Origin of the sequence: Bradyrhizobium sp. SZCCHNR2028, assembly GCF_032380995.1 — a bacterium.
Taxonomy (GTDB): domain Bacteria; phylum Pseudomonadota; class Alphaproteobacteria; order Rhizobiales; family Xanthobacteraceae; genus Bradyrhizobium.
Map to the genome: position 1 here is coordinate 124,362 of NZ_JAUHJF010000002.1, position 21,436 is coordinate 145,797.

Here is a 21,436-nt window from a genome sequence, read left to right on the forward strand (position 1 = left end):
ACGAGCGGGCGCGCCTTTGCCCACCCTACATTGCCGCGCGTGAACTAGGGCGCCGGATAGCTCGTCGCATACGCCTCCGTCAGCGCCTCATCGAGCCGCCGTCCAGCGCTGAAACCTGCCAGCGTCGCGGGACGGGTGACGCCCGGCAGCAATCGGCCATCGGGCTCCGGCGGCCCGATCAGGGTGTGCACCGGAATGCGCTCGGCGTAGATCGGCAGCGCATAGTCCTCCTCATCATCGATGACGCCCGCGGCGCGGATCTTCGCCGATGCCTTTTCGATGTCCATGGTCACGACTGACGTGGCCTTGAGCTCCTGCTCCGTGGTCGGGCGCAGGCTTGCAGTGCGGCCGGGAAACAGGCGATCGACCATCATCACCAGCGCGCGCGCCTTCTCGGCCTGATCCTCGATCAGCCGGGCATGCCCGAACGCCATCACCGAGCGGTAGTCGGCGGAGTGATGGAAGGCGCTGCGCGCCAGCACCAGGCCGTCGAGATGGGTGACGGTGAGACAGGCCGGCTGTCCCTCGGACAGGCTGCGCAGCATGCGGCTGGCGCTCGATCCATGCCAATACAGCGTCGTTCCCTCGCGCCAATACAGCGTCGGCGTGCAATAGGGCTGGCCGTCGATGACATACGAGACGTGGCACAGCGTTGCGGAGTCGAGCAGGGCATGGACGGTCGCATGATCGTAGTGGGCGCGCTGATGCCGCCGCTTGACCCGATTGGTGTCGTCGACGGGATAGCTCGGCATCTGTTGCTCGGACATCGTCAGTCTCCTGTTTCCGTCGACGTCATGCCATGGCAAAGTGGTTGCCGGGAGTTCCACTTCGATGCGAAAGCAAGCAACCACTTCGCGGCGCCGCGACGACGTGCTGGCGCTGCCGATCCACCTCGACCGCACCATCCGCAGCCAGTCGCAGCAGGTGCACGGTGCGCTGCGGACCGGCATCGTCGATGGCCTGCTCGTGCCCGGCCTTCGTCTGCCTTCGACGCGAGGGCTTGCCGAGCAGCTCGGCGTCCGCCGCAACGCGATCGTCACAGCCTATGAGGCGCTGCTGTCGGATGGCCTGGTCGAGGCGCGCCACGGCGCCGGTACCTATGTCGCCGCCCGGCTGCCCGCGCCGCAGGTCGCCGCACCGGTTGCGGAGTTGGATATACGTATTCCGCCGCGCCGGCCGTTCGCACTCGGCTACACGCTGGTCGATCCCGCGCTCTTGAGGCGGCTCGCCGCAGCCAGCCGGCGCCGCATCGCCCACGCCGCGCCCGACGAGCTCGGCTATGGCGATCCGCGCGGCAGCCTGCATCTGCGCAGCCAGGTCGCGCACTACCTTGCCGCCAATCGCGGCGTCCGCTGCGACCCAAGCTGCATCCTGATCGTGAGCGGCACCCAGCATGGCCTGCGGCTGTGCATCGACGCGTTGCTTGCGCCGGGCGATCCCGTCTGGTTCGAGGACCCCGGCTATGTCGCCTCGCGCCACACGTTGAGCACAACCGGCGCGAAGTTGGTCCCCGTTCCCGTCGATGATGAAGGCGTCATGGTCAGCTCGGGCGAGACGACGTACATGGCGGCCAAGGCCGCCTACGTGACGCCATCGCATCAGTTTCCGACCGGCGTTGCGATGAGCATGGCGCGGCGCATCGCGCTGCTCGACTGGGCGCGCAGGGCGGACGCCTACATCTTCGAGGACGACTACGACAGCGAATACCGCTTTGCCGGCCCGCCGCTGACGGCGCTGGCCGGAATCGGCGGTGAGCGCGTGATCTATCTCGGCACCTTCGGCAAGACGCTGTTCGCGGGACTGCGGCTCGGCTACCTCGTGCTGCCGCCGGCGCTGGTCGCGCGGGTCGTCGCAGCGCGCGCGGCGCAGGACCGGTTTCCGCCGGCCTTCATGCAGGACGCTCTGGCTGACCTGATGGCCGACGGCGTTCTCGCGGCCCACATGCGGCGGCTGCGCCCGCGCTACCGCCAGGCGCGCGATGTCGTCGCCGAGGCGCTCGCCAGGCATGGCAAGGGAAGCCTGCAACTGGCCGCGCCGTCGCAAGGGTTGCATCTGCTGGCGACCTTGCCGCCCGCAGCGCCGAAGGGCGCAGCGAAACTGATCCGCGACCGGGCCGGCATCGAATGCCGGCTGTTGTCGGATGCGCGGATCGTGCAGCGCGCGCCCGACGGATTCATCCTGGGCTATTCGGGCTTTGCGGCGAAGGATCTCGCCGATGCCGCCAGGCGGCTCGGTCGCGCCACACAGGACATCCTGGGCGCTGCCGCGCGCCCGCGCTGAGCATCATCGATGCTGCATGTGTGGCCGAGCCGGGCGAGACGGATCGCAAGCCTCGGGCATCATCTGCCGCGAGAATGCGCCCTCATGTTCATGGCTGTGCGAGATGTGGTTTGGAACAGATGCGTGTCAGGCAGCCCGGATGGGCATTGTCGCACCCGCGGCGCGTTCATTCGTAGGGATTGTGCTCGGCGTTCGTCATCGTCTGGCGCACCCGGCGCAAGGTGATGGGTGTGCCGTCGGAGACGAACTGCAGCTCATAGGCGCGGCCGCTGTCGTCCTTGGCGGAGCAGGTCACGCTCGTGACCTTGAGCATCGCGAAATTGCCGACCTGACGGCACACGCCGGCCGAGCTCTTCGTCGCCGGCACCGGAATGCCATCGACCTTCGGACGATGCTTGGAATTCAGCAGCATGCGGTCGATCGGCAGTTCGTAGACGTTCTGAATCGACCTGCGGCCATTGATGCCGGAGAATGCGATGATGTGGCTCTCGTCGGCCGGATCGTCGAGCGCGACGGTGAAATGAGCCCGCCCCTTCTCGCTGTGAAAGAACGCCACTGTCTTGCACGAAAATTCGCGGCCATCGACCTTCGCGGTGCGGCAGGAGCCAGACATCAGCGCATAGAGATCGATGTCGGGCGTGTTCTCAGACGTGCTGGCAGCCGTCATCGGCGCCTGGGCCAGACAGGACGAGCCGAGGCAAAGGCCGAGCGCGGCGGCGACAATGCGAGGAAAATGCAGGGACATCCGCGGCGTCAGGCCCGATGGGAGAATCAGGAATTAAGGTTCGATCAACAGATGTGTCAACTTTGCGGCAAAATGAGGTCGGTGATCGCCGAACGCTATTTGCCAATCTGCACCTTCTGCTTCCACAACGCCCAGGCACGATCCATGATCACCATGTTGACGCCATCGGCCTTGGCGGCCTCCTCGGCGCTGAGATACGTCACATCGGAGCCGAGCCCGAGTGCCTGGGCCTGAAGCCTCGCATTCACATCGGTGTAGTAGGCGCGGAACACGGCGGCCTGGACTGCAGGACCGACGGTGACGTCACCGTGGCCGCGCATCAGCACCACGGACTTGTCGCCGAGCGCGGATGCGAGCGACCTGCCGATGGCGTTGTTGCGCACCAGCATGTCGGTCGCGCCGAACTCCTTGCCGATGTCCCACACCGGGGCGCCGTCGCCGAGAAAGGCCGCATTGTGATAGAGCGGCTTCAAGGGTGTACGGCTGACGCTGAAGGGGACGACGCCGGGCGAATGCGTGTGTACCACCGCGTTGACGTCCGGGCGGGCCTTGTAGATCTCGGCATGGATGAAGCGTTCGAGGAAGACGGCGCGGTTCTTCGCATCGACCGGTTCGCCGTTCTCGTCGAACTCCATGATGTCATTGGCCGTGACCTGCGCCGGCGCGATCGAGCGCGCCATCAGGAAGTGGCGCGGATTGGTGGGATGCCGCGCACTGACATGGCCGAAGGCATCGACGACGCCGAGATCGGCGAGCACGCGGCTGCCGGTCGCGATGTCCTCGAGCAGCTCGCGGGGAACGCCGGGGATGGAGTCTTCGGCGCGAGAGGGGGCGGCGGAGAGGAGGAGGGCGGTGACGGCAAGCGCGGCGAAGCGGCTGAAGCTGGACATCTGGCTCTTCCTCCCGGCCTTCGTTGTCTAGGCTCGTTGCTTCAACATACGCGTCATTGCGAGCGAAGCGAAGCAATCCAGGATGGTGGTCGGGACCCTGGATTGCTTCGCTTCGCTCGCAATGACGGGGAGAGGTTTGAGCGAGGCAACTGGCATGGCAGGGTGAGCGCTCCCTCAGGTCACCGGCGCCGGATTGAACAGCGTCAGATCGTTGTGGATGCCCCAGCGGTCCGACCACGGCTTGGTGCGGCCGCTCGCAACCTCGAGGATCAGCTTGAACAGCTCCCAGCCGGTTTCCTCGATCGTCATCTCGCCGGTGGCGATGCGGCCGGCGTCGAAGTCGATCAGGTCCTTCCAGCGCCGCGCCAGTTCGCTGCGGGTCGCGACCTTGATCACGGGCGCGGCGGCGAGGCCGTAGGGCGTGCCGCGGCCGGTGGTGAACACCTGGAGCGTCATGCCGGAGGCGAGCTGCAGGGTGCCGCAGATGAAGTCGGAGGCGGGCGTGGCTGCGAACAGCATGCCCTTCTGCTTGGCCTTCTCGCCCGGCGCCAGCACGCCATGGATCGGACCGGAGCCGGACTTGACGATCGAGCCCAGCGATTTCTCGACGATGTTGGCGAGCCCGCCCTTCTTGTTGCCCGGCGTCGTGTTGGCGCTGCGATCGGCGCCGCCGCGGGCCAGATAAGAGTCGTACCAGTCCATCTCGCGGATGAGCGCGCGGCCGACGGCCTCGTTGATCGCGCGCCGGGTCAAGAGCTGGATGGCGTCGCGAACCTCCGTCACCTCGGAGAACATCACGGTCGCGCCGGCGCGCACCAGCAGGTCGGCGGCGAAGCCGACCGCAGGGTTGGCGGTGACGCCGGAGAACGCGTCGCTGCCGCCGCATTGCAGGCCGATCACGAGATCGGCTGCCGGGCAGGTCTCGCGCGTGCGCTTGTTGAGCTGCGCGAGGCGCCGGTCGGCCTGGGTCATGATGGCGTCGACGATGGCGCCGAAGCCGTCGAAGGCCTCGTCCTGCATGCGGACGATCGAGTCTTCGGTGCCCTCCGGCAGCAGCCGTTCCGGCGCGAGCTTCTCGCAGCCGAGGCCGACGACCAGGATCTCGCCGCCGAAGTTCGGGTTCAGCGCGAGGTTCTGCAGGGTGCGGATCGGCACCACGGCATCGGGCGCCGTGATCGCGACACCGCAGCCATAGGCGTGGGTCAGCGCGACGACGTCATCGACATTGGGGTACTTCGGCAGCAGCTCGCTCTTGATGCGCTTGATCGCGAATTCCAGCGTGCCCTTGACGCATTGCACCGAGGTCGAGATGCCCAGCACGTTGCGGGTGCCGACCGAGCCGTCGCGATTGCGATAGCCTTCGAAGGTGTAGCCGTCGAGCGGCGGCAGCGGCGCCGGCACCGCGGTGGAGATTTCGAGCTGATCGAGGGCAGGGGCCTCGGGCATGTCGATGCGAGCCTCGTCGACCCATTCGCCGGATGCGATCGGCGACTTCGCATAGCCGATGATCTCGCCGTAGCGGACGATCGGCGCGCCCTCGGCGATGTCGACCAGTGCGGTCTTGTGGCCCTGCGGGACGAAGCTCCTCAGCGTCAGGCCATCGGGAAATTTGGTGCCGGCAGGCAGGCCGAAATCGTTGACCACGATCGCGACATTGTCGCGCGCGTTGAGCTTGATGATGCGGGGCTCTTGGTTGGCGACGACCTGCTGGTTCATGCTCGCTCCGTGCTGTTCCGTAGGGTGGGCAAAGCGAAGCGTGCCCACCGTCTTTCGTTCGTCTTCGAGCCGTCGGTGGGCACGGCGCTTCGCGCCTTTGCCCACCCTACAGGTCTTGGTTTCCGTCATTGCGAGCGAAGCGAAGCAATCCAGGGCCGAACAGGAGGTCTGGATTGCTTCGTCGCTTCGCGCCTCGCCATGACGGCGCTCACGACGGGCGAGGTCTCACACCGGATAGGTGTAGGCCGTCTTGACCGTCGTGTAGAATTCGCGCGCGTAGGAGCCCTGCTCGCGGGCGCCGTAGCTCGAGCCCTTCCGGCCGCCGAACGGCACGTGATAGTCGACGCCGGCGGTCGGCAGGTTGACCATCACCATGCCGGTCTCGCTGTTGCGCTTGAAGTGCGAGGCGTATTTGAGGCTGGTGGTGCAGACGCCAGCCGCGAGACCGAACTCGGTGTCATTGGCGATTGCCAGCGCCTCGTCGTAGTTCTTGGCACGGATCACGCAGGCAACCGGCCCGAAGATCTCCTCGCGGGCGATGCGCATGGTGTTGGTGGCCTCGGTGAACAGCGCCGGCTGCATGTAGAAGCCGGGCGTTTCGCGGTTCAACAACTCGCCGCCCCAGGTCAGCTTGGCACCTTCGTCCTGGCCGATCTTGAGATAGCGCTGGTCCTGCTCGAGCTGATTGCCGTCGACCACCGGGCCGATATGGGTGCCCTGCTTGACGGCGTCATCCACGACCAGGCCCTTCAGCCGCTCGGTCAGCGCGGCAACGAATTTGTCGTGGATGCCCTCGGTGACGATCAGGCGCGAAGACGCGGTGCAGCGCTGGCCGGTCGAGAAGTAGGAGCCGTTGGCGGCGGCCTCGACCGCGACCTTGACGTCGGCGTCGTCGAGCACGACGAGCGGGTTCTTGCCGCCCATCTCAAGCTGGAACTTCTTCATCGGGTTCGACAGCACGCAGGTCTGCGCGATCTTGCGCCCCGTGCCGACCGAGCCGGTGAAGGAGATCGCGGCGACGTCGGGGTGCTCGAGCAGCGTCTGGCCGACCACCGAGCCGGAGCCGACGACGAGGTTGAACACGCCGGCGGGAAGGCCGGAGCGCGCGATGATCTCGGACAGCGCATGCGCCGAGCCGGGCACCAGCTCGGCCGGCTTGAACACCACCGTGTTGCCGTAGCAGAGCGCGGGCGCGATCTTCCAGGCGGGGATCGCGATCGGGAAATTCCAGGGCGTGATCATGCCGACGACGCCGACGGCCTCGCGGGTGATCTCGACGTCGAGGCCCGGACGGACCGAGGCGCCCTTCTCGCCGGTCAGGCGCAGCGCCTCGCCGGCAAAGAACGCAAAGATCTGCCCCGCACGCGCCACCTCGCCGATGCCCTCCGGCAAGGTCTTGCCTTCCTCGCGCGCGAGCAGCCGGCCGAGCTCTTCCTTGCGCGACAGGATCTCCGCCGAGATCTTGTTGAGCGCGTCATAGCGCTCCTGCGGGGTCGAGCGCGACCACGCCGGAAAAGCGGCCTTGGCGGCGGCGATCGCCTTCTCGGTCTGGGCGCGGTCGGCCTTGGCATATTCGCCGACGACGTCGTTGGTGTTGGACGGGTTGATGTTGCGGGTCACCCCGCTGCCGTCGACCCACTCGCCGGCGATGAAATTCTTGAGGATCGCGTTCATGTTGTTCTCCAGACTTTTGCGCGATTGCTCGGACAATCTAACCGATCGCCTCCGTCATCGCACGAGACAGGGGCGCTTGTCGTCGAAGGTCCAGCCGGGGATCAGATACTGCATTGCGACGGCGTCGTCGCGTGCGCCGAGCCCGTGGCTCTTGTACAGCGCATTGGCCTTTTCGATGGCGCCGCGGTCAACCTCGATGCCGAGCCCGGGTTGCTCGGGCACGGCAATCCTGCCGCCCTTGATCTGCAGCGGCGCCTTGGTCAGCGCCTGGCCGTCCTGCCAGATCCAGTGGGTGTCGATCGCGGTGACCTTGCCCGGTGCGGCGGCGGCCACATGGGTGAACATCGCCAGCGAAATGTCGAAATGGTTGTTGGAGTGCGAACCCCAGGTCAGGCCATTGTCCTTGCAGGTCTGGGCGACGCGGACCGAGCCCTGCATGGTCCAGAAATGGGGATCGGCCAAGGGGATGTCGACCGCGCCGAGCCGCAGCGCATGGCTGAGCTGCCGCCAATCGGTGGCGATCATGTTGGTCGCGGTCGGCAAGCCCGTCGCGCGACGGAACTCGGCCATGATCTCGCGGCCGGAGAAGCCGGCCTCGGCGCCGCAGGGGTCCTCGGCATAAGCAAGGATGCCGTGCATGTCCTTGCACAGCCGGATCGCCTCATCGAGCGACCAGGCGCCGTTGGGATCGAGCGTGACGCGCGCCTGCGGAAAGCGCTTGGCGATCGCGGTCACCGCCTCGATCTCGGCCTCGCCTTGGAGCACGCCGCCCTTCAGCTTGAAATCGGCGAAGCCGTAGGCGTCGTGCGTGGCCTCGGCCAGCCGCACCACGGCCTCGGGCGTCATCGCCTCGTGGTGGCGCAGCGTGAACCAGCCGTCCCTCTCGCCTTCGCCGGTGGCGTAGGGCAGGTCCGTCTTCCTGCGGTCGCCGACGAAGAACAGATAGCCGAGCGCCTCGACCGACGTGCGCTGCTGGCCTTCGCCGAGCAGCGCCGCGACGGGCAGAAGGAGATGCTGGCCGAGCAGGTCGAGCAGCGCGGATTCCACCGCCGTCACCGCGTGGATCATCACGCGCAGATCGAAGGTCTGCTTGCCGCGGCCGCCGGCGTCACGGTCGGCGAAGGCGGTGCGCATCGTGGCGAGGATGGTATTGCAGGCGCCGATGCTTTTGCCCACGATCAGGCTCTTCGCATCCTCCAGCGTCTGCCGGATCTTCTCGCCGCCTGGCACTTCGCCGACGCCGATGTGGCCGGAATTGTCGGTGAGGATGACGAGGTTGCGGGTGAAGAACGGCCCATGCGCGCCGCTGAGATTGAGCAGCATGCTGTCACGGCCGGCGACCGGAACGACCTCCATGCCGGTGACGACCGGCGCGCCGGAGATGCCGGTCTTGGTGGCCTTGTGACTCATTTGCTCCTCCTCCTCGCTACCACCTCCGTCATTCCGGGGCAGCCCGTCAGGGCTGAACCCGGAATCCAGAGATTGGCTTGCGTCTCTTCTTGTCCATCAACTTCGAGATTCCGGGTTCAAGGCCTCGCGGCCTTGCCCCGGAATGACAGCCAATTACTCCGCCGCCTGCTGCGCCGAGACGGCGCCTGGCAGCGCCTTCACCAGCGCCGTCAGCTCCGCCATCTCCTCCGCGGTCAGATCGGTCAGCGGCAGGCGGACAGGGCCGGAATCGCGGCCGATCACCTTCATGCCGGCCTTGATGATCGAGACCGCGTAGCCCTTCTTGCGGTTGCGTATCGCGATCAGCGGCAAAATGAAATCCTTCAATCCGGCCTGGATGGTGGCGTGGTCGCGCTTGCGCACCGCGGCATAGAAGTTCGTCGCGAACTCCGGTACGAAGTTGAACACGGCTGAGGAGTAGGTCGTCACGCCCATGTCGAGATAGGGCAGCGCGAAGGTCTCCGCGGTCGGCAGGCCGCCGATATAGGTCAGGCGGTCGCCCATCCTGGTGTAGACCCGGGTCATCAGCTCGATGTCGCCGACGCCGTCCTTGTAGCCGACCAGGTTCGGGCAGCGCTCGCACAGCCGCGCCAAAGTGTCAGGCTGCAGGATGGCGTTGTCGCGGTTGTAGACGATGACGCCGATCTTCACCGACTTGCAGACCGCCTCGACATGGGCGGCGAGGCCGTCCTGCTCGGCATGGGTCAGATAGGGCGGCAGCAGCAGGAGGCCGTCGGCGCCGGCCTTCTCGGCGCCAATGGCGATCTCGCGCGCGATCGCGGTGCCGTAGCCGGTACCCGCCAGCACGGGCACCCGGCCGCGGGTCTCGTGCACCGCGACCTCGACGACCTCAGGCACCTCCGCAGGGGTGAGCGAGAAGAACTCGCCGGTGCCGCCGGCGGTGAACAGGCCTGCGACCTCATAGCCGCACAGCCAGTCCATGTTGGCGCGATAGGTGGCCTCGTCGAACGAATGGTCGGCCTTGAACGGCGTCACGGGGAAGGAGAGCAGGCCGCTGCCGATCTTCGCAGCCATTTCCGTCGGGGTCATCTTGCTCATCGTGCGGGTCCTTCACGAATGTCCTGGGGAACGGGCGCGGCAGGCGCCGGCGCATTCCCCGGGCGATGTCGTAGGACCAAGTTCAATGCCGGTCCAAGCCAATGACGGTATCGATTGATGCAGATCAGATATCAATCTTCCGCTTGCTGCACGGCGAGATTGCCGGCCAGCTCGACCAGTGCCGGCAGCAGCGGATTGTCGTGATCGCGCCGCCAGACCAGGAACAGCTCGGCCGGCGTCGGGTTGCGCAGCTTCAGCGGCCGCAGCCGGACATCGGCGATCTTCAGGCTGGAAGCAGCTTCGGGCACGATCGCAAGCCCGAGGCCGGCGCGCACCATCGCCAGGATCGAGTGGATCTGGCTCAGGTGCTGCACGTAGCGCGGCAGCACCTCTGCGCGCATGAACTGCGACACCAGGAGATCGTGGAAATAGCGCGCCTCGGTCTGCGAATACATGATGAAGTTCTGGCCGTCGAAATCGCGGATCGACACGGTCTCGGCCGAGGCCAGCCGATGCCGGCGCGGCAGCGCGGCGCAGAGCGGCTCGGCGACGACGCGGCGGGTGGCGAATTCGGGCCGCGCGATCGGCGGCCGCAGCAGGCCGGCATCGATCTGGCCGGAGGCGAGCGCCTCGATCTGATCCCCGGAGACCATCTCCTTCAGCGACAGATCAGCTTCGGGCAGCTCTGTTCGGCAGGCGGCGACGAGGTCGGGCAGGAAGCCGTAGGCGGCGGCCGCGGTGAAGCCGATCTTCAGCGACCCGCTCTTGCCGCTGGCGATGCGCTGCGCCACCTGGGCGGCGCTCTCCGCCATCTTCAGGATGCGCCGCGCCTCCGGCAGGAAGCTGCGCCCGGCCGGCGTGAGCTTCACCGAGCGGCTGGTGCGCTCGAGCAGCACCGCATCGATAATGTGCTCCAGCACCTGGATCTGCCTGGAGAGCGGCGGCTGCGTCATGTTGAGCCTCACGGCGGCGCGGCCGAAATGCAGCTCCTCGGCCACGGTGACGAAGCAGCGCAGCTGGTTGAGGTCGAACATCGATGCTTCCTCGGCATGGATAGGGCCGGTGGTGCGAGTTTGGTAGCATCGATTGGGGGCAGTGGGAATATTGGCGGGATCTCCGGCCGCGGCTTTGGCAGACGCGCCAAACTCGGCGGTTGGCGTCAGGCAGGGCCACTTGCTTGACCCCCCCCCCCGCGTCAGGCGCCGGCTCACTTGCCGGACGCAGCAGCGCGGGCATCCGCAATGGCCTGCTTGAAAGCCTGTGCATTGGGGACGCCGGGGATGCGGAAATGGCCGATGATGAAGGCCGGCGTGCCGCGGAAGCCGAGGCCCGTGGCCTGCTCGTGGTTGCGCGCAAGCACGGCGTCGATGTCGGCGCGCTTGGCCGCGAGGTCGGCCTTGGCGCGGGCGAGGTCGATTCCGGCGCCGCTGAGCGCCGCATCGACCTTGGCCTCCGACAGCTTCTCATTGAGCGAGATCAGCGCCTCATGGGCTTCGGCGAACTTGTCCTGATATCTCGCCGCCAGGGTGAGACGCGCCGCGTAGATCGAGGCGCCGCCGAAGATCGGCCAATCCTTGAAGACGAGACGGACGTGACCGTCGTCGCGAACCACCTTGGCGAGCTCCGGGCTGATCTTGCGGCAATACGGACACTGATAGTCGAAATACTCGACGATCGTGATGTCGCCATTGGCGTTTCCGACAGCGGGGATGGCGGGATCGTGCAGGATGCGCGCTTCGCTCAGAATGTCGGTGTCGTCGTCCTCGGCGCGGGCCTGGAGCGGCAGGATGGCCGCAGTCAACAGCAGCAGCGTGGCGATCGATGCGGCAAAGGTCTTCGTGGTCATGACTTGTCGTTCTCCTGATGAGGGATGGTCGATGCGGTGTCGATGGCATCCAGCACGGTCTGCGGCGTCAGCAGTTCGGGGAGCAGGATGCCGTTGGGAGCTCCGGGGCCGTACACGATGTTGAACGGCAGGCCGTAGCGGCCGAAGGATCGGAGGTAGGTCGCGATCGCGTCGCTGGGCGAGGTCCAGTCCGCCTTGAGGGAAACGACACCCGACGCGAGTCGGCTGCGCACGGCCGTGCTGTCGAGCACGAGCTTTTCGTTGACCTTGCAGGTGACGCACCAGCTGGCGCCGATGTCGACGAAGACCGTATGGCCGGCACGCACCTGTGCCGCGATCTCGGCCGGAGCCAGCGGCTGCCAGGCGATCTCGGCCACCCGGTCCCTGCCGTCCGGCGCCTTGATGTAGGTTGCTGCCGTCAGCGCCAGACCTGTCGCGATGGCGAGGCTGGCTCCAGCGATCGTTCGCCGCAACGGGAAACGGAGCGCCGCCGTGATCAGCGCAGGGACGAGCAGCGCAGCGGCGAGGATGACCGCAGTCGGGGGGCCACTGATGTCGGCGAGCACGATCAGCAACCAGAGCGCGGTCGCCGCCATCGCGGCCGCTGCGACGGCGCGCAGCTTCAGCATCCAGCGGCCGGGCCGCGGGAAGAGTGCGGCAAGGCCCGGCGCCGCGGCGAGAGACAGATACGGCGCAGCCATGCCGAGCCCAAGCGTGGTGAACACCAGCAGGATCTGCGGCGCGGCCTGCGACAGCGCAAAAGCGACGGCGGTGCCGACGAATGGCGCCGAGCACGGCGTGGCCAGCAGCGTCATGACGAAGCCGTTGATGGCATGACCTGCCATCGTCCTGCGGCTCGCAGCGTTGCCGAGGCGGCCGGCGATCCACCACGGCAGGCTGATCTCGAACAGGCCGAGCAGGTTGGCGCCGAATGCCGCGAGCGCGATGATCATCGCGATGAGGAAAGCCGGCTGCTGAAACTGCAGGCCCCAGCCGACTTCGGCGCCCGCGGCCTTGAGCGCGGACAGGATGATGGCAAGGGTCACGAACGAGGCGACGATGCCGGCCGCCGTCGCCAGGAATGCCCGACGCGGCGAGGGCGCGTGTGCGGGATCGTGATCGACCAGCGAAACGAGCTTCAGCGACAGCACCGGAAACACGCAGGGCATGAAGTTGAGGATGAAGCCGCCGAGGAGGGCCACACCGAGAATGGCCCAGATCGATGCCGCCGAAGGACGCGGTGCCGGTGTGGCTGCTTTGGCCGCAGAAGCGTGAGCAGCTTGATCGACATCCACCGGAAGCATGGCTTCTATCGATCGGTCGCCATCGACCAGGGTGACCCGCAGGCGTTGCACCGGACCGGCCCGATCGAGGCCTTGCACCGGCACGGCGATCCGTACGCCGCCGTCCGACATCGTGCTCACCTGGGGACGGCCGCCGGACACGGCGTCGTCCCCATCAAGGAAGACGTCGGGCGCGTGCAGTGGCGGCGTCGCATGCGCTTCGAGCAGCAGTTGCGGCTTTGGTTGCCGATCGATGCGCAGCGCCGTGATGGAAAGTCCGGGCGAACTCGCCCGCGGGACGCTCTGCCGCCATTCGTCGATCAGCGCCTGATCGTTCGGCCGACGCGAAACGGCGGGGATGTCGGCCTCGAGATCGGCCTCCTGCTGGGTGCAGATGACCGAGCAGACGAACAGCACGGCCTTCAGCGTGAGATGTGCGGGCGCCGCTCCATCCTCGAGCCGCACGCGCAACGGAAACAGCACGTGCTCGGCATAGCCGAACGTGTCGATATCCTGCTCGCTGAAGCGGCTCGGCGCCGGCCATTCGACGGTGACATCGGCGACGTTGCGCGAGCCGCTCCAGTCGAATTGCGGTGGTGCGCCGGCGTCGCCGGCCGAGCGCCAATAGGTGTGCCAGCCTGCATCCAGCCTGACATCCAGTCCCGCCCACGCCGTGGCCGGGCGGTCGTCTGCTCGCGTGATGTCGCCGACCAGCAGGCGCGTGTCGACGTTCGCCTGCGGCCGCAACTGACCCGCGGCGGCGGTCGTCGGCGCAAGATGGAGCAGGCCGAACAGCAATACGAGCCGGCCAAGATGACGGATGGACATGATGATCTCCCGCGCGCTGATCGCACATTGCGGTGGCCGCTGCGCCGCGCGATCCGGCGCAAGGCACGCCTAGAGACGGGCACCACGAGCCGATCCGCGTGACCCGCGATCGATGTTGGATATTCGTTCGCTCAAGTCACGGCGTTACGCTGCCCGTGAGCCGATGAGCACGGAACGGTCAGGCGTGGCGACAGGGAGGACGGTAGGGCGAGGACCCGTAGCATTGCGTCGTCAGCGCCTCGTCATAGGGGCGCCAGGACAGCGTCCGGGAGGCGGCAACCGGCTGTGCCGCAGGATTGTCGTTCGCCGGGACGGCGGTCAGACCAGCCGCGGCAAACGGACAGGTGTTGATCATGCCCGGAAGGACGGCCTTCCTGCACGGCTTGGGCGCGCTCGTGGTCGTTCGGGACCATTGAGGGGCACCGGCACCGGTGTCTGCCGTGGCAACCTCGAACGTTCCGAGCAGAGGCGCCAGACTCAAGACGAGCGCGACCAGCGCCGCCATCAGGCGGCGTGTCATCGCGGGCATCTCGAAATCAGCATGCCTCATCTTGGATCATCTGCTCCAGCTTGGACTGGTCGCGCAGACCGGCCGCTCTTGGCAACTGACATCTTCGTGACGCCGCGAACTTGCGGCCCAGGCCGGTATCGCGTGAGCAAAGCGAGTGGTTCTCAAAGCACGTTGATCGGTACCTTCAGGAATGTCTTTCCCGTCGCATCCGCGGGAGGCAGATGTCCGGCGCGGATATTGACCTGAAGCGATGGAATGATCAGGCGCGGCATGCCGAGCGTCTTGTCGCGGGCCTCGCGAAGCGCAACGAACTCGTCCTCGGTCATCCCGTCTCGCGCGTGGATGTTGCGGAGCCGCTCCTCGCCGACGGTCGTTTCCCAGCGCACCGCGCGGCCGTTGGGGGCATAGTCGTGACACATGAACAGCCGGGTCTCGCGCGGCAGCGTTTCAAGGATCTTCCGGATCGAGCGAAACAGCGTGCGCGCATTGCCGCCTGGAAAGTCGGCCCGCGCCGTTCCCCCGTCCGGCATGAACAGGGTGTCGCCGACGAAAGCTGCATCGCCCATCACGTGTGTGGCACAGGCGGGCGTGTGACCCGGCGTGTGCATCACGAGGGCCGTCATCTGTCCCACCTGATAGGTGTCGCCATCCTTGAACAGCCGGTCGAATTGGCTGCCGTCGCGGCGAAACTCCGTGCCCTCGTTGAAGACCTTGCCGAAGGTCTCCTGCACGGTCAGGATATGCTCGCCGATGCCGATCTTGCCGCCGAGCCTGTCCTGGATGTAGGGCGCGGCGGAGAGATGATCGGCATGCGCATGCGTTTCGATCAGCCACTCTGGCCGGAGGCCGTTGATCTTCACGTAGTCGATCAGCATGGCGGCGGAGCGGGTGCTGATGCGGCCGGCCGCGTAGTCGATGTCGAGGACGGGATCGACGATCGCGCAGCACGGCGATGACGGGTCCTTCACTACGTAGCTGATCGTGCTGGTGTCAGGATCGAAAAATCCGGCCACCTTCGGCTGCACGCGGAGATCGATTGGATAGGACATGGCTGCTGCTCCACGATTTGGCTCCGGGGCGGCATCGCCGCCCACGCCGCGTTTGTTGTCCTGCGCGGTCTAAGACATCGGACTGGATTTCGTTCCGCAGGTATTGATGCCGAGCATCGCGTAGGGCGGGCACCAGCCGATCAGTGCGGTGCCGACCGGGATCAGGCCCAGAAGGCCCCACAAGGTCTGCGGCCCTACGACCGTGAGACTGAGGATGGCGAGTCCGACGATGATCCTGAGCAGCCGGTCGATCTTGCCAATGTTCCGTGTCATGTCGCGCTCCCCTTTGGCTTGCGATGATGCAGACGATAGGGCGGGATACGGCGCGCGTATGTAACTAAGTCACCAAGAGACGCCGGTTCCTAATCATGCTGGGCCAGCTGGACAAGCGCCGGTCTGTCGGTGATCTCGACGATTCCGCGAGCCATTCGCAACCAGCCGCGCCTCGCGAATTCATTGAGCTGGCGGCTGATGACCTCGCGTGCGCTGCCGAGCTCGTTGGCGAGATCCTGATGCGTTGCAACGATCTGCTGCTTTGCCCCGGCAAGCTCGAGAAGCTTCTGGGCGAGCCGCACATCGATCCGCTCGAACGCAACCTCCTCGATGATGCGGAAGAGATTGGTGACGCGGCGGCTGAACGCGGTGAAGACGAACTGACGGAATTCGCGCGAGCTGGCGATCAGCCGGTCGAACAGCGCGCGCGGGATCGCCACGGCGCGGATCCGGGTCTCCGCGATGCCCTCGGCCTGGTATTCCTCGTAACCCATCAGGCAGGCCGTGGTCAGCGCGCAGCTTTCGCCTGCCTGGACGCGGTAGAGCACGATCTCGCGGCCGGACTCGGACGTCTGCTGCACCCGGATGGTCCCGTCCAGCAGCAGCAGGAAGGAGTCCGGCGCCTGGCCGGGGCCGAAAATCCGGCTGCCTTCCGGAAGCTCGACAATGAGGCTGGCCTCGCGCAACTGCGCGAAGATCTCCTCCGGCAGTTGTCGCAACGGCGGGAAAGCGCTCGTCCAGTCCTGCTCCGACGACATCACGACATCCGGCTGCGCCACATCGGCGTCGTCCAGACTTGCCATAGGATCGCGCGTGGGTCGAGGGACGGGATCTGCCCCCCGACCCTAATCTTCGGCACCACGAGGGAGCTCGCATGGACTTCGGCAGCGCGTTGCCTTGCAACCGATCGGCGTCTCACGCATGCGCGGCCGTTGCAGGCGGGCCAGACCAACAGGTTGCCGCACCTGCCGGCAGAGCAAGGCCCGCGCACTCTCGGACCGCGCCTTTCCTCGCTCTTTGCTCTTAGCTCTTGGTGCTTGCCGTCTTGTCGAGCGCCGCCCGCAAACCCTTGGCGAGCTTGATCGCATCATCGTTCGCCCAGAAGTGCATGAAGAAGAGGCGGGGGTGTTCGTCCAGCATGTGGCTATGCAGCGCCGTGACCTCGATGCCGTGGGCACGGAGCGTCCGGATCACGGGGTTCACCTCCTCCCCGCTCAGCACGAAGTCACCGGTGACAGCGGCCTTGCCCGCGCCGGTCGGCTGGAAGTTGATGCCCGTCGCGACGCCCATCGCCGCGACGGGAGACAAGGATAGTCCGCCCTCGACAATTGGATCGCGTCGCGGCACGTTGAACTGATAGACCCCGCCATTGGCCTGTCCTTTGACCGCCAGGATCTGATCGAGCTGTGCCGTATCGAGATCGATGGCCGGTGGCGGCGTGGTCGGCGACGCCGCAATCGTCAACGGTGTCTTGCTGTCGGCGAGGGCGTCGCGGATGGCGGACGCGAGTTTGACGGGATCGCCGTGGCCGGCGACGTGCATGTAGAACGTTGCTGGGCTCGCGCGGAGCAGATGGTTGTGCATGGCGCTGATTTCGAGCCCGCCGGCGATCATCTTCGCCATTACCGGATTGACCTCTGATTCCAGCAGGACGAGATCGCCCATGATCATGGTGCCGCCATGCGCCGGCTTGAACGCGACCCAGCCGCCGAGCGCGAGCGCCGGCCTGATGGTTACGCCGTCCAGGGTCACCGCGAGATCGGTGCGCGGGAAGCCGTACCGGCGGACGTCTCCCGCCACGGACGGCTTCCGGCCCAATGTCTCGTCGACCTTCGGCCAATCGATGTCCTGTGCGCGCGCCGTCGAGACGATCGGTCCGGCGCCGGGTGCGAGGAGGCAGGCGCCGAGGCCCAACAGACTCCAGAACGTGCTTCTCATCGTTCGCTCCTTTTGGTCTGGCACTGCCCCATGTTCCGTCGCAGCGTGCTCTCAGATGGCGCCCGCAAAGCGCATCAGGATGCCCGCGATACACGAGGCGGCGAGCACGACGAGCATTCCCACGTTGAAGCGGAAAATGGCCGTAGCGGCCGCAACCGACAGGACAACGGCCGGCAGGTCGATGCTCATCGGCCGGGGCGCGTCGAATGACAGTCCAAATCCCTGGATCGGAAAGGTCTCGCGGAAGAGGGTGTGCAGCGCGAACCAGATCGACAGATTGAGAATCACGCCCACGACGGCGGCGGTGATGGCCGAGAGCGCGCCGCCGAGCGCCTTGTTTCCCCGCAACGCCTCGATGTAGGGCGCGCCAACGAAGATCCAGAGAAAGCACGGCGCGAACGTCACCCACGTCGCCAGCAGTCCGCCCAGCGTGCCGGCGAGCATGGGAGACAGCCCGCTGGCCCCGCGGAACGCGGCCATGAAGCCCACGAACTGGACGACCATGATCAGGGGACCGGGAGTCGTCTCCGCCATGCCGAGGCCGTCGAGCATCTCGCGCGGAGCAACCCAGTGATAGTACTCCGCGGCCTGTTGCGCGACGTAGGCGAGCACGGCGTAGGCGCCGCCGAACGTCACCATCGCCATCTTGCTGAAGAAGATCGCGATCTGGCCGAAGACGTCGTTCGGCCCGAGCAGGATCAGCAGTGCGAAGACGGGGACGAGCCAGATCGCGAGCCAGACGGCCGCCACGCGCAGCGTGCGCGCAGCGTTCGGACGGACGTGATCCGGCACGGCCTCGCCGAGCATGCTGTCGATCGCGCCGGCGCTCTTGCCGCCGTGCTCGAGGGGTGCGAACTCCGGCCGGCCGAGGCGGGCACCGACGAAGCCGATGACTCCGGCGGCAATGACGATGATCGGAAACGGCGCCCCGAAGAAGAAGATCGCGACGAAGGCTGCGGCCGCCAGTCCGATCATGATCCGATTGCGCAGCGCACGCTTGCCGACGCGGACGACGGCCTGGATCACGATCGCCAGCACGGCCGCCTTGAGGCCGAAGAACAAGGCTTCGACGACGCCGACATTGCCATAGGCTGCATAGATGTAGCTGAGGCCCATGATGGCGAAGATGCCGGGCAGAACGAAGAGCGTTCCTGCGACGATGCCGCCCGTGGTCCGGTGCAGCAGCCAGCCGATATAGGTCGCAAGCTGTTGCGCCTCCGGGCCGGGCAACAGCATGCAGTAGTTCAGGGCGTGCAGGAAGCGGCTCTCCGAGATCCAGTTCTTCTCCTCGACGAGAATGCGATGCATGACCGCGATCTGACCGGCGGGGCCGCCGAAGCTCAGCACGGCCACCCGGATCCAGACGAGAAGCGCCTCGTTGAAGGAGATGCCGTGGGCGAGCTCCTCCGCGATCGGCTTCCGGGATGCTGCGACGTCCGTCATGACTTCACCTTGCTGGTCGGCCAGTTGTGCGCCTCCTTCGTGGCGTCGCGGCACCAGCGGTAGAAGGCATCATAGAGCAGCAGGCCGGCGTTCAGCTGGTCCAGATCGTCGTCATACATTCGCGATAGGCCGAGTGAAGCGGCAAGGAGGCCAGGAGCCTCGGGCGAGAGATCAAGTCGCGCCGTATCCGCGGCACGCACCAGCGTGGCGAGTCGTTCCAAGGGTGGTGTCCGCAGACCGAGCTCCTCGACCATGACGTCGAAGGTGCAAAGCTCGCCGCGGTGGCTCCAGAAGACATTCTCGATGTCGAAGGGAGTGGCTTGGAAACGCTCGGCGACGGCTTCGACTTCGGCCGGCGTCACGAACAGGAAGACCGCGGCGGGGTCGACGAAGCGACGGATCAGCCATGGACAGGCGATGCGGTCGATCTTGGGGCGTGATCGCGTGACCCAGACGGTGCGGCCGCGGTCGTCCCTGCTCGGAATTCTGTCGGCTGGCACGGTCGGGAGTTGTGCCTCTGTCCAGCCGACGTGCCCGCCCTCGAGGACCTCGGCTGCGACGTTGCTGCACCGGAGCCAGGCCGCGGTGCCTTCGCTCAGCTTCTTGCCTTTCTGGCAGATCACGACAACCGATTGGCCGGTGAAGCTCGGTGCCCATTGCTGGACGTCGAGATGGGAGCGCCTGACGGCGCCGGGGATGAGGCGTGGGTCGGCGGCGAAATCCTCGTCGACACGCACGTCGACGAGCCGTGGCGAGGTCGCCGTGCCGATCAGTCGAGACAATTTTTCGGATGATATCGAGGTGTATGATGATGACATGTTGCGCCCTTGGTGACCAGGACGCGATTCTTGGGCATGTCGCCTCGCGGGGAGATCGCACATCCCCGTAAGCGAAATAAAGCGCTCGATGGCTCGGCTGTCAACTGCCGGATGGGCCGGGAACGCCGCGGAGGTAACGCGCTGATCTCTCCCTGTCCGGCTGGATCCCGGACCGCGGGCCTCACGTGATGAATTCGTGCAGACCCAGCCACCCCGTATAGACCCCGACGAGCACGATCAGAGCCGCCGAGACGTAGGGCGCACGGTGGGCGAAGCGACTGAGCCCGCTCCAGTGCCGCTCGACGTGCCGCAGGCTAAGGGCCGCCGCGACGCCAACCGAGACCATCGTGATCGCCAGACCGATGCCGAAGCACAGCACCAGAATGAAGCCGAGGGCGAACTGCTTCAATTGGATGCAGAGCAGCAAGACGGTGATGGCGGCGGGGCAGGGGATCAACCCGCCTGTGAGACCGAAGGCGACGATCTGCGCGGTCGTGACCGTGCGTCCCGCAAAGCGCTTTCGAATGTCGTCCGCATGGGCGCGTGCGTGGGCATCGTCCTCATCGCCGAGGTCCATGTGATCGTGCCCGTGTTCCTCGAACAGGATCTCGGCAGTGTCACCCGCAAGCGCAAGCCGTGCCTTGAACGCGTGCGGCTCGGGAATCTCCTCGATGCTCTCCAGGTAATCGCTTGCGGCGCGGAAGCTGAAGCTCTGCGCGTCGCCATCTCCGCGAATGGTCGTAAGCTGGAGTTCGCCGGCCGGAGGGAGCGCGCCGGACTCGGTCCGGACTCGCCAGCGTGGCGGCACGCCGTCTTCGAAGATGTCGAGCAACAACGTACGTCCGGTCAGCACGACGGATGTCGGCGCGTCGTGATGATGATGACCGTGATGTTCATTCTTATCCAGCCACGTGCGCCAGACCATCCACACGGCGATGCCGATGATGACGACGGCCGAGATCAGTTGCAGATAGGCTTCGCTCCGCGCCCCGGACAGTTCCTGGCCAAAGTGAAGCCCGGCCAGCGCGATCACCCACACGATCGCGGTGTGGGAGAGGGTTGCCGACAGGCCGAGCAGCACGGCCTGAAAAACGGTTCCTCGAATCGCGACGATGAACGCAGCCATCATGGTCTTGGAGTGACCCGGCTCGAGCCCGTGCAGCGCACCCAGAACGATGGCGCTGGGGACGAACAGCCAGGCGTTCGCGCTGCCTTGTTGCAGAAGGTGAGACAGGTCGGTCATGCGAGGGTCATTTCAGATAGGTTCGAACCACTTCGATGAGGTCCGCGGCGCCCTTGGCCTTTTCAGGATCCTTTTCGTGCGCCGGATCGACGACATGGTGGCGGATGTGATCCTCCAGCAGCTCGGTGGTCAGGCCTCCGATGGCGCCCCTGACCGACGCCACCAGCATGAGGACGTCGGCGCAGCCCAGCTCCGCGTCCAGCGCCCGTTCCACGGCATCGATCTGTCCTTTGATGCGCCGGACGCGCGCAAGCAGCTTCGACTTGTGTTTGATCGTGTGCGACATCCCCATAAGATAGGGGGGTACCCTACAGAGGTCAACAGGACTCCGGGAGCCCGACCGGTCTTTCGCCCATGGCAGGAGCGCTTCTTGAGCCAGCCCGGCTCGACA

At 66.3% G+C, this 21,436-nt stretch carries 20 protein-coding genes; 1 reads left to right on the top strand and 19 read right to left on the bottom strand.

Annotated elements, in window-relative coordinates; genetic code table 11:
• Positions 1 to 44 precede the first annotated feature (44 nt).
• Complete coding sequence (locus tag QX121_RS03735) at positions 45 to 767, bottom strand: pyridoxamine 5'-phosphate oxidase family protein (RefSeq protein WP_315811196.1); 723 nt, start codon at positions 765 to 767, stop codon at positions 45 to 47.
• Between the two features lie 64 nt (positions 768 to 831).
• Between QX121_RS03735 and QX121_RS03740 the strand changes: the two genes are divergently transcribed.
• Positions 832 to 2,280: a PLP-dependent aminotransferase family protein gene (locus tag QX121_RS03740; protein WP_315811197.1), complete on the top strand. Its 1,449-nt coding sequence runs from the start codon at positions 832 to 834 to the stop codon at positions 2,278 to 2,280.
• 166 nt (positions 2,281 to 2,446) lie between these two features.
• On the opposite strand, the gene QX121_RS03745 is transcribed toward QX121_RS03740, so the two are convergent.
• The 18 genes from QX121_RS03745 to QX121_RS03830 all read right to left on the bottom strand — a co-directional run bounded on the left by QX121_RS03745 (position 2,447) and on the right by QX121_RS03830 (position 21,331).
• Positions 2,447 to 3,025: a hypothetical protein gene (locus QX121_RS03745; protein WP_315811198.1), complete on the bottom strand. Its 579-nt coding sequence runs from the start codon at positions 3,023 to 3,025 to the stop codon at positions 2,447 to 2,449.
• Between the two features lie 95 nt (positions 3,026 to 3,120).
• Positions 3,121 to 3,915, bottom strand: a complete 795-nt coding sequence (locus tag QX121_RS03750; protein WP_315811199.1) for a class II aldolase/adducin family protein — start codon at positions 3,913 to 3,915, stop codon at positions 3,121 to 3,123.
• Between the two features lie 174 nt (positions 3,916 to 4,089).
• A complete protein-coding gene (gene garD / locus QX121_RS03755) occupies positions 4,090 to 5,631 on the bottom strand; it encodes a galactarate dehydratase (RefSeq protein ID WP_315811200.1) in 1,542 nt (513 codons plus the stop codon).
• Positions 5,632 to 5,856: 225 nt separating this feature from the next.
• A complete protein-coding gene (locus QX121_RS03760; protein WP_315811201.1) occupies positions 5,857 to 7,305 on the bottom strand; it encodes an aldehyde dehydrogenase family protein in 1,449 nt (482 codons plus the stop codon).
• Between the two features lie 54 nt (positions 7,306 to 7,359).
• Entirely contained in the window at positions 7,360 to 8,715 is a 1,356-nt protein-coding gene (gene gudD, locus QX121_RS03765) for a glucarate dehydratase (RefSeq protein ID WP_315811202.1), read from the bottom strand.
• A 153-nt stretch (positions 8,716 to 8,868) separates the two neighbouring features.
• A complete protein-coding gene (gene kdgD / locus QX121_RS03770) occupies positions 8,869 to 9,813 on the bottom strand; it encodes a 5-dehydro-4-deoxyglucarate dehydratase (protein WP_315811203.1) in 945 nt (314 codons plus the stop codon).
• A 131-nt stretch (positions 9,814 to 9,944) separates the two neighbouring features.
• Positions 9,945 to 10,847 carry a LysR substrate-binding domain-containing protein gene (locus QX121_RS03775; RefSeq protein ID WP_315736656.1) on the bottom strand — a complete coding sequence of 301 codons (903 nt, stop codon included), beginning with the start codon at positions 10,845 to 10,847 and terminating at the stop codon, positions 9,945 to 9,947.
• Between the two features lie 173 nt (positions 10,848 to 11,020).
• Positions 11,021 to 11,659 (bottom strand): DsbA family protein, encoded by a 639-nt coding sequence (locus tag QX121_RS03780; RefSeq protein WP_315778935.1) that lies wholly within the window; start codon positions 11,657 to 11,659, stop codon positions 11,021 to 11,023.
• Complete coding sequence (locus QX121_RS03785; RefSeq protein ID WP_315811204.1) at positions 11,656 to 13,770, bottom strand: protein-disulfide reductase DsbD family protein; 2,115 nt, start codon at positions 13,768 to 13,770, stop codon at positions 11,656 to 11,658. The genes QX121_RS03780 and QX121_RS03785 overlap by 4 nt, the downstream gene beginning before the upstream one ends.
• Positions 13,771 to 13,948: 178 nt before the next feature.
• Positions 13,949 to 14,290, bottom strand: a complete 342-nt coding sequence (locus QX121_RS03790; RefSeq protein ID WP_315796172.1) for a hypothetical protein — start codon at positions 14,288 to 14,290, stop codon at positions 13,949 to 13,951.
• Between the two features lie 152 nt (positions 14,291 to 14,442).
• Positions 14,443 to 15,330 (bottom strand): MBL fold metallo-hydrolase, encoded by an 888-nt coding sequence (locus QX121_RS03795; protein WP_315796174.1) that lies wholly within the window; start codon positions 15,328 to 15,330, stop codon positions 14,443 to 14,445.
• A 69-nt stretch (positions 15,331 to 15,399) separates the two neighbouring features.
• A complete protein-coding gene (locus tag QX121_RS03800) occupies positions 15,400 to 15,603 on the bottom strand; it encodes a DUF2892 domain-containing protein (protein WP_315811205.1) in 204 nt (67 codons plus the stop codon).
• An 89-nt stretch (positions 15,604 to 15,692) separates the two neighbouring features.
• Entirely contained in the window at positions 15,693 to 16,361 is a 669-nt protein-coding gene (locus QX121_RS03805) for a Crp/Fnr family transcriptional regulator (protein ID WP_315771433.1), read from the bottom strand.
• A gap of 265 nt (positions 16,362 to 16,626) precedes the next feature.
• On the bottom strand, positions 16,627 to 17,541 hold the full coding sequence (locus QX121_RS03810) for a DUF1259 domain-containing protein (protein ID WP_315811206.1): 915 nt from the start codon (positions 17,539 to 17,541) through the stop codon (positions 16,627 to 16,629).
• A 51-nt stretch (positions 17,542 to 17,592) separates the two neighbouring features.
• Entirely contained in the window at positions 17,593 to 18,984 is a 1,392-nt protein-coding gene (gene chrA / locus QX121_RS03815) for a chromate efflux transporter (protein WP_315811207.1), read from the bottom strand.
• Positions 18,981 to 19,802: a sulfurtransferase/chromate resistance protein gene (locus tag QX121_RS03820; protein ID WP_315811208.1), complete on the bottom strand. Its 822-nt coding sequence runs from the start codon at positions 19,800 to 19,802 to the stop codon at positions 18,981 to 18,983. Before QX121_RS03820 ends, chrA begins: the two co-directional genes overlap by 4 nt.
• Before the next feature lie 181 nt (positions 19,803 to 19,983).
• Positions 19,984 to 21,045, bottom strand: coding sequence for a sulfite exporter TauE/SafE family protein (locus QX121_RS03825; RefSeq protein WP_315811209.1), 1,062 nt, complete (start codon positions 21,043 to 21,045; stop codon positions 19,984 to 19,986).
• Between the two features lie 7 nt (positions 21,046 to 21,052).
• Positions 21,053 to 21,331: a metal/formaldehyde-sensitive transcriptional repressor gene (locus tag QX121_RS03830; protein ID WP_315736666.1), complete on the bottom strand. Its 279-nt coding sequence runs from the start codon at positions 21,329 to 21,331 to the stop codon at positions 21,053 to 21,055.
• Between the last annotated feature and the right edge of the window lie 105 nt (positions 21,332 to 21,436).

Excerpts from the sequence above, each read along its gene's own strand:
- QX121_RS03745 (WP_315811198.1), bottom strand. The coding sequence starts at position 3,025 with ATGTCCCTGCATTTTCCTCGCATTGTCGCCGCCGCGCTCGGCCTTTGC.
- QX121_RS03780 (WP_315778935.1), bottom strand. The coding sequence starts at position 11,659 with ATGACCACGAAGACCTTTGCCGCATCGATCGCCACGCTGCTGCTGTTG.
- kdgD (WP_315811203.1), bottom strand. The coding sequence starts at position 9,813 with ATGAGCAAGATGACCCCGACGGAAATGGCTGCGAAGATCGGCAGCGGC.
- QX121_RS03775 (WP_315736656.1), bottom strand. The coding sequence starts at position 10,847 with ATGTTCGACCTCAACCAGCTGCGCTGCTTCGTCACCGTGGCCGAGGAG.
- garD (WP_315811200.1), bottom strand. The coding sequence starts at position 5,631 with ATGAACCAGCAGGTCGTCGCCAACCAAGAGCCCCGCATCATCAAGCTC.
- QX121_RS03735 (WP_315811196.1), bottom strand. The coding sequence starts at position 767 with ATGTCCGAGCAACAGATGCCGAGCTATCCCGTCGACGACACCAATCGG.
- QX121_RS03790 (WP_315796172.1), bottom strand. The coding sequence starts at position 14,290 with ATGACACGCCGCCTGATGGCGGCGCTGGTCGCGCTCGTCTTGAGTCTG.
- QX121_RS03740 (WP_315811197.1), top strand. The coding sequence starts at position 832 with ATGCGAAAGCAAGCAACCACTTCGCGGCGCCGCGACGACGTGCTGGCG.
- QX121_RS03795 (WP_315796174.1), bottom strand. The coding sequence starts at position 15,330 with ATGTCCTATCCAATCGATCTCCGCGTGCAGCCGAAGGTGGCCGGATTT.
- QX121_RS03785 (WP_315811204.1), bottom strand. The coding sequence starts at position 13,770 with ATGTCCATCCGTCATCTTGGCCGGCTCGTATTGCTGTTCGGCCTGCTC.
- QX121_RS03800 (WP_315811205.1), bottom strand. The coding sequence starts at position 15,603 with ATGACACGGAACATTGGCAAGATCGACCGGCTGCTCAGGATCATCGTC.
- QX121_RS03805 (WP_315771433.1), bottom strand. The coding sequence starts at position 16,361 with ATGTCGTCGGAGCAGGACTGGACGAGCGCTTTCCCGCCGTTGCGACAA.
- QX121_RS03825 (WP_315811209.1), bottom strand. The coding sequence starts at position 21,045 with ATGACCGACCTGTCTCACCTTCTGCAACAAGGCAGCGCGAACGCCTGG.
- QX121_RS03750 (WP_315811199.1), bottom strand. The coding sequence starts at position 3,915 with ATGTCCAGCTTCAGCCGCTTCGCCGCGCTTGCCGTCACCGCCCTCCTC.
- QX121_RS03810 (WP_315811206.1), bottom strand. The coding sequence starts at position 17,541 with ATGAGAAGCACGTTCTGGAGTCTGTTGGGCCTCGGCGCCTGCCTCCTC.
- QX121_RS03830 (WP_315736666.1), bottom strand. The coding sequence starts at position 21,331 with ATGTCGCACACGATCAAACACAAGTCGAAGCTGCTTGCGCGCGTCCGG.
- QX121_RS03760 (WP_315811201.1), bottom strand. The coding sequence starts at position 7,305 with ATGAACGCGATCCTCAAGAATTTCATCGCCGGCGAGTGGGTCGACGGC.
- gudD (WP_315811202.1), bottom strand. The coding sequence starts at position 8,715 with ATGAGTCACAAGGCCACCAAGACCGGCATCTCCGGCGCGCCGGTCGTC.
- chrA (WP_315811207.1), bottom strand. The coding sequence starts at position 18,984 with ATGACGGACGTCGCAGCATCCCGGAAGCCGATCGCGGAGGAGCTCGCC.
- QX121_RS03820 (WP_315811208.1), bottom strand. The coding sequence starts at position 19,802 with ATGTCATCATCATACACCTCGATATCATCCGAAAAATTGTCTCGACTG.